At 57.8% G+C, this 5,724-nt stretch carries 7 protein-coding genes; all 7 read left to right on the forward strand.

Going from position 1 to position 5,724, the window contains the following annotated elements:
• A partial coding sequence (locus tag AAAC48_RS14810; RefSeq protein ID WP_340654903.1) for an MSMEG_0568 family radical SAM protein occupies positions 1 to 735 on the forward strand: 735 nt, incomplete at its 5' end.
• Positions 732 to 1,274 (forward strand): MSMEG_0567/Sll0786 family nitrogen starvation N-acetyltransferase, encoded by a 543-nt coding sequence (locus AAAC48_RS14815; RefSeq protein ID WP_340654904.1) that lies wholly within the window; start codon positions 732 to 734, stop codon positions 1,272 to 1,274. The genes AAAC48_RS14810 and AAAC48_RS14815, both read left to right, overlap by 4 nt.
• Positions 1,274 to 2,263, forward strand: a complete 990-nt coding sequence (locus tag AAAC48_RS14820; protein ID WP_340654909.1) for a sll0787 family AIR synthase-like protein — start codon at positions 1,274 to 1,276, stop codon at positions 2,261 to 2,263. The genes AAAC48_RS14815 and AAAC48_RS14820 overlap by 1 nt, the downstream gene beginning before the upstream one ends.
• Entirely contained in the window at positions 2,260 to 3,417 is a 1,158-nt protein-coding gene (locus AAAC48_RS14825; protein WP_340654905.1) for an MSMEG_0565 family glycosyltransferase, read from the forward strand. Before AAAC48_RS14820 ends, AAAC48_RS14825 begins: the two co-directional genes overlap by 4 nt.
• Positions 3,410 to 3,697, forward strand: a complete 288-nt coding sequence (locus AAAC48_RS14830; protein WP_340654906.1) for an MSMEG_0570 family nitrogen starvation response protein — start codon at positions 3,410 to 3,412, stop codon at positions 3,695 to 3,697. Before AAAC48_RS14825 ends, AAAC48_RS14830 begins: the two co-directional genes overlap by 8 nt.
• A 10-nt stretch (positions 3,698 to 3,707) precedes the next feature.
• A complete protein-coding gene (locus AAAC48_RS14835; RefSeq protein WP_340654907.1) occupies positions 3,708 to 4,982 on the forward strand; it encodes an MSMEG_0569 family flavin-dependent oxidoreductase in 1,275 nt (424 codons plus the stop codon).
• A gap of 13 nt (positions 4,983 to 4,995) precedes the next feature.
• Positions 4,996 to 5,724: Pnap_2097 family protein (locus AAAC48_RS14840; RefSeq protein WP_340654908.1), on the forward strand; the 729-nt coding region annotated here is incomplete at its 3' end.

The following is a 5,724-nucleotide window of genomic DNA, read 5'->3' on the forward strand; positions in this document are numbered from 1 at the left end:
ATACGCTATCAAAGCCGCACCAAGACCTGCCAATTCTGTGCAATCGGCCAGTCACTGGCCGCTGGACGGACGATAGCCCACAAGACACCGGAGCAATTAGCGGAGGTTGCCAAAGCTGCCGTCGAACTCGACGGCGTCAAGCACATGATCATGACCACCGGCACGCCCAAGGGTGATGATCGCGGAGCACTGATCCTCGCCGACAGTGCGCGGGCTATCAAGGCCGCCGTCGATCTGCCCATTCAAGCCCAATGCGAGCCACCGGAGGAAGATGTCTGGTTTGCCCGTATGAAGGAGGCAGGTGTAGACGCGCTGGGGATGCATCTGGAAGCGGTCACACCGGAGGTGCGGGCGCGCATCATGCCGGGAAAAGCACAGGTAAGCATCGAGAAATATTTCGCCTCGTTCAAGGCTGCCGTGCCGGTTTTCGGGCGCGGCCAGGTTTCGACCTATATTCTGGCTGGTCTCGGAGATAGCCGCGAAGCGATCCTCGACATCTGCGAACGGCTCGTAGCCATCGGGGTCTATCCCTTCGTTGTACCGTTCGTACCCATTGCCGGCACACCGCTTGAAAGCCATCCGGCTCCGAAGCCAGATTTCATGCATTCCATCCTCGGACCGCTGTCAAGCATGCTGGTCGAAAGCGGACTGAAGGCCGTCGATATCAAGGCTGGCTGCGGTAAATGCGGTGCCTGCTCGGCCCTTTCCACCTATGAAAGGATGCTGACCAAATGATCCTCGAACCATTCAGCCCATTTTCCGCAAGCGAGTTCCAAGTGAAATTCGCAACGTGCCGCTGGGAGCGCGAGCAAGCGCATGCATTGCGCCGGTCCGTCTTCTGTGACGAGCAGGGCATTTTTGCCCATGATGATCGGGACGAGACCGACGATCGCGCAATCCCGATCGTGGCGCTCTCCATGCTTGGTGTCACCGCTGACGCAGTGGTTGGTAGCGTCAGGATCCACGAGGATGAGCCCGGTATCTGGTGGGGATCGCGCCTCGCGGTCGCGAAAGATTTCCGGAAAATCGGTGCATTGGGCGCAACACTGATCCGCCTGGCCGTCTCTTCCGCTCACGCGATGGGCTGCCAAAGGTTTCTCGCCAATGTCCAGAGCCAGAACGGTCCGCTCTTCCGCCGTCTGCATTGGCACTCTCAAGGCGAATTCGAGATCCATGGTCGGCCGCATCTGCGTATGGTCGCCGACCTCGATTACTACCCGCCTTGCCTGTCGCCGGAGATAGGCTTCGTGGCGCTGCCGCGAAAGGTCGCATGATGAAAACTGTTCCGGATATCCATTCCCTTGCACAGACATTGGCCGCCAGCCGGGGCATCGCGGCCAAGCAGAATATAGGCGCGGTGGCCAAGGCTCTGGGCCTTGGCGGGCAGGCAATTGCTGTCGGCGATGATTGCGCAGCCATTCCGGACGGCGACGGTTATCTGCTCCTTGCCATCGAAGGTTTCATGAACGAGTTCGTGGCGGGTGATCCGTGGTTTGCCGGGTGGTGCGGTGTCATGGTCAATATCTCGGACATTGCTGCAATGGGTGGACGACCAATCGCCGTCGCCGATGCGATCTGGGCCAATGGCGAAAGCGAAGCCGCTCCTGTGCTCGAAGGCATGCGCGCAGCCGCGACGGCCTTCGGCGTGCCCATCGTCGGCGGACACACCAATGTCCATACTGATCGTGGCCAGCTTTCTGTCGCTATCCTTGGTCGGACGAAGAAACTGCTCACCAGCTTTGATGCCAAACCCGGCGATCAACTGATTGCAGCGATCGATCATCGCGGCAGCTATCGCGAACCATTTTCCAATTGGGAAACCGCTACGAAAGCTCCTGCAGCACGATTGCGTGGCGATCTCGAGATATTGCCACGGATTGCCGAGTCCGGACTGGCGTTCGCCGCCAAGGACATAAGCCAAGGCGGTATCATTGGAACGAGTATTATGCTTGCCGAATGTTCCGGTGTCGGCATCGATATCGACGTTACGGCCATTCCCGTGCCGGATGGCGTCGCGCTCGAGCGCTGGTTGCTGACCTTTCCAAGCTTCGGATATTTGCTCCCGGTAGCGCCGGACAATGCCGAAGCGGTCATCCGGCGTTTTGCCGCGCGCGATATCGCGGCGGCTCGTATTGGTATCGTCCATGCCGGAAGCGAAGTGACTATCACTGATGGGACGACGCGCGCGCTCATTCGCGATCATGCGCAGACACCATTGATGCAGCTATTGCCTGTCGAACGGCTGAAGGAAAGCGCTGCATGACACGTTCCCTTCGCGTTGCCATGCTCGCCCATTCGACCAATCCGCGCGGAGGTGTCGTTCATGCCTTGGAGTTATCCGAGGCGCTGACAGCCCTTGGACATGCGGTAACGCTGCATGCGCCTGACGCGCGTGATACAGGTTTTTTTCGCCAGACTGACTGCCATGCAGTTGCCATTCCCGTTGCGCCGGCAAAAACGGACATGACCGCGATGGTTGAGCAGAGAATCGACGATTATGTTGATTATTTTACCAAAGCGGGAACGCGAGGCTTCGATCTTTTCCACGCCCATGACGGCATATCCGGCAACGCGCTGGCGACGCTGAAGGGGCAGGGGTACATCGATGGTTTTGCACGGACAGTCCATCACATCGATCAATTTGCCGATCCACAGCTTATGCGGCTGCAAGCCCGTTCGATCACGGCAGCAGGTGTGCATTTCACGGTCAGCAAAAAATGGCAGTCGATTCTTGCCACTGATATGGGGTTGACAGCCGACATCGTTGGCAACGGCGTCAATCGAGCGCGCTACACACCCGTAATTGATAGCCGCGATGAAAAGTTGCGCCGGAAGCTCGATCTTGGGCAAGGCCCGATGTTGCTCAGTGTCGGCGGCATAGAAGAGCGCAAAAACACGCTCAATATTCTCGAAGCGTTCCTCCAATTGCAGCGCTTGCATCCCGACACCCAGCTTGTGATTGCCGGTGGTGTATCGCTCCTCAACCACCATTCCTATCAGATGAAATTCAGAGCAAGGCTGCAGGCCGCCGGGGTTGCTGCCGCAAACGTCCATCTGGCTGGACCGATCGATGATGCGGACATGCCGGCGCTCTTTCGCCTGGCCGACATCCTTGTATTTGCGTCACTGAAAGAAGGTTTCGGCCTCGTCGTGCTGGAAGCCATGGCCAGCGGAACACCGGTGGTCGCATCGGCCATCGAACCGTTCACTGAATACCTCTGCGACGAGGACGTCGTATGGTGCGATCCCAATCGAGCCGGGACGATTGCCGATGCGATGGCCATGGCGCTCGAACCTTCCATCCGGCAAAGGCTTGTCGCTCACGGCTTAGACGTTGCCGCCCGTCACGACTGGGCCAAAGTCGCCCGAGCTCATGTGCCTGCATACCTACGACTTCTGGAGACTGCCCATGCCTGAAATGCGCTTTGTCATTGTATGGCCAGATGGTGAAGAGGAAACCTGTTATTCGCCGTCGCTCATCGTCAAGGAATATCTGGCGGAGGGACAGAACTATCCGCTCTCCGATTTCCTGCAGCGAAGCGGCGAGGCTCTGTCCATCGCCAGCGATCGCGTCGAGGCCAAACATGGCTTCCCTTGCTCGCTCGCTCGCAATCAGCTCGCGTACTTGGAAGCGCGGGGCAACACCTATTCGAACCTGCCGGACGCGATCGTCCGTTGCCAACATTTCATTTTTTAAGGAGCCAAACATGACCAAGACATTGCTTGCCGCCCATTATCCGGTCGTCGTTGTCGGCGGCGGACAAGCCGGGCTTTCCGCCAGCTGGCACCTGACACGCCAGGGCATTGAACACGTCATTTTTGAGAAACACTCCATTGCCCATACTTGGAAAACGCAGCGCTGGGACGCTTTTTGCCTGGTGACACCAAATTGGCAATGCCAGTTGCCGGATTTTCCCTACCCGGGCGGTGATCCTCACGGCTTTATGGTGAAAGACGATATTGTGGCCTATGTGGAAGAGTTCGCAAGGCGCATCGATGCCCCGGTGCGTCAGGGCGTCGCCGTCTTGCGAATATCCCGGTCCCACGACGTTTTCCACCTCGAGACGAGCGTCGGCAAGACAACGGCCGACGCCATCATTCTGGCCGTCAGTGCTTACCATGTGCCGAATGTCCCGCGCATCGCCGAGCGCTTGCCGCAAGACCTTGCACAAATCCATTCATCACAATACCGGAATTCGGGACAATTGCCCGAGGGAGCTGTCATGGTTGTCGGTTCCGGGCAATCGGGCTGTCAGATTGCGGAAGATCTGCACCTTGCCGGACGCCAGGTACACCTGGTGACCGGAAGTGCACCGCGCTGCCCGCGTTTTTATCGCGGCCGCGACGCGGTCGACTGGCTATCCGATCTCGGCCAATACGACCTGCCGGTGGAACAGCACTCACTGAAGGAACAAGTCCGAAAGAATGCCAATCATTATCTGACTGGCCGCGATGGGGGCCGCGATATTGATCTGCGCCAGTTCGCCAAGGATGGCATGAAACTTTATGGCCGCTTGACCGATATTTCGAATGACGGAATGCATTTCAAGGATGATCTGGTCAAAAACCTCGACGCTGCCGATGCGGTATATAACGGCATCTGCGCATTAATCGATCGGCATATCGAGGCGGCAGGAATCGATGCGCCGGTCGGCGCGCATTACCAGTCCGTGTGGCAGCCCGACAGCCAGCTTGAGATACTTGATGCGATTGCCGCCGGCATTACCAGCATCATCTGGAGCACGGGCTTTCGCTCGGACTGGTCCTTCGTCGAACTTCCGATCTTCGATGGCAGCGGTTATCCGGCGCACCGTCGTGGCATCACAAGCATGCAAGGGGTTTATGTGCTTGGCATGCCCTGGCTATGGACGTGGGGTTCGGGGCGGTTTCTCGGCGTCGGGAAGGACGCCGAATATGTGGTCGCACATCTCGCCGAGCAACGCGGGATCTCGGCAACCCCGGCTTTGAAAGAAGCTGTTTGAAGGATCGGATGTCTTGAATATTCCCTATCTTCCCTCCAGCGCGTTCATGACAACATCGACAGACTCGGTTCTGGAAAGAGCGCTCGCACCTGATATCCTGATCGGCATGCCGCATCTGACACCGTCTGGCCTGTCGGAAAACTGGTTGCTCAAGGAACTCGGCCATCGCCACTGGCTGATGCTGGCACGTTCGGCAGGTATGGACAATGCCGATTTTCGTGACCGGGAGGGCAGGGAGGTTTACGCTGCGATCTCTGCTCTTTCCATGCGAGGCATGAATCTTCGGCAGATTAGAGCAAATGACGTGCTGAGTATTTCGTCAGCGATCAGACGTCTGTCCCGGACACAAATCTGGAGCCGCCACGTGTTGACGATCCAACAGCGGTCAGTCGGCTCGGTGGAGTTACTATCAACGTTCGTTGGCCGGATGCGGGAAGGCGACAACCATTCGATCACCCGCGTCGCCTTAGACTGTTTGCCGGATATAGACGCGGGAGCCACGAGCCGACTTGGGACCCTTGCCGCGGCCATACGCAGCGACAGCGTTTCCAACCATTTTGGCTTTTCGCTAGATCGGAGCCACCACCTTGCCGGCAAGATCGTTGAACCTGATGAAACCCGGGATTTCAACGGCGTGGGGCTACTCTATTTTTCCAGTTTTCCGTCGATTGCCGATAGCATTATTCGGACAAAATTTGACCGGGACGCCATGCGGTTGGCCGATTTCGATAGGGATGTATTC

It is taken from the genome of Phyllobacterium sp. (genome assembly GCF_037994405.1).
GTDB lineage: Bacteria > Pseudomonadota > Alphaproteobacteria > Rhizobiales > Rhizobiaceae > Phyllobacterium.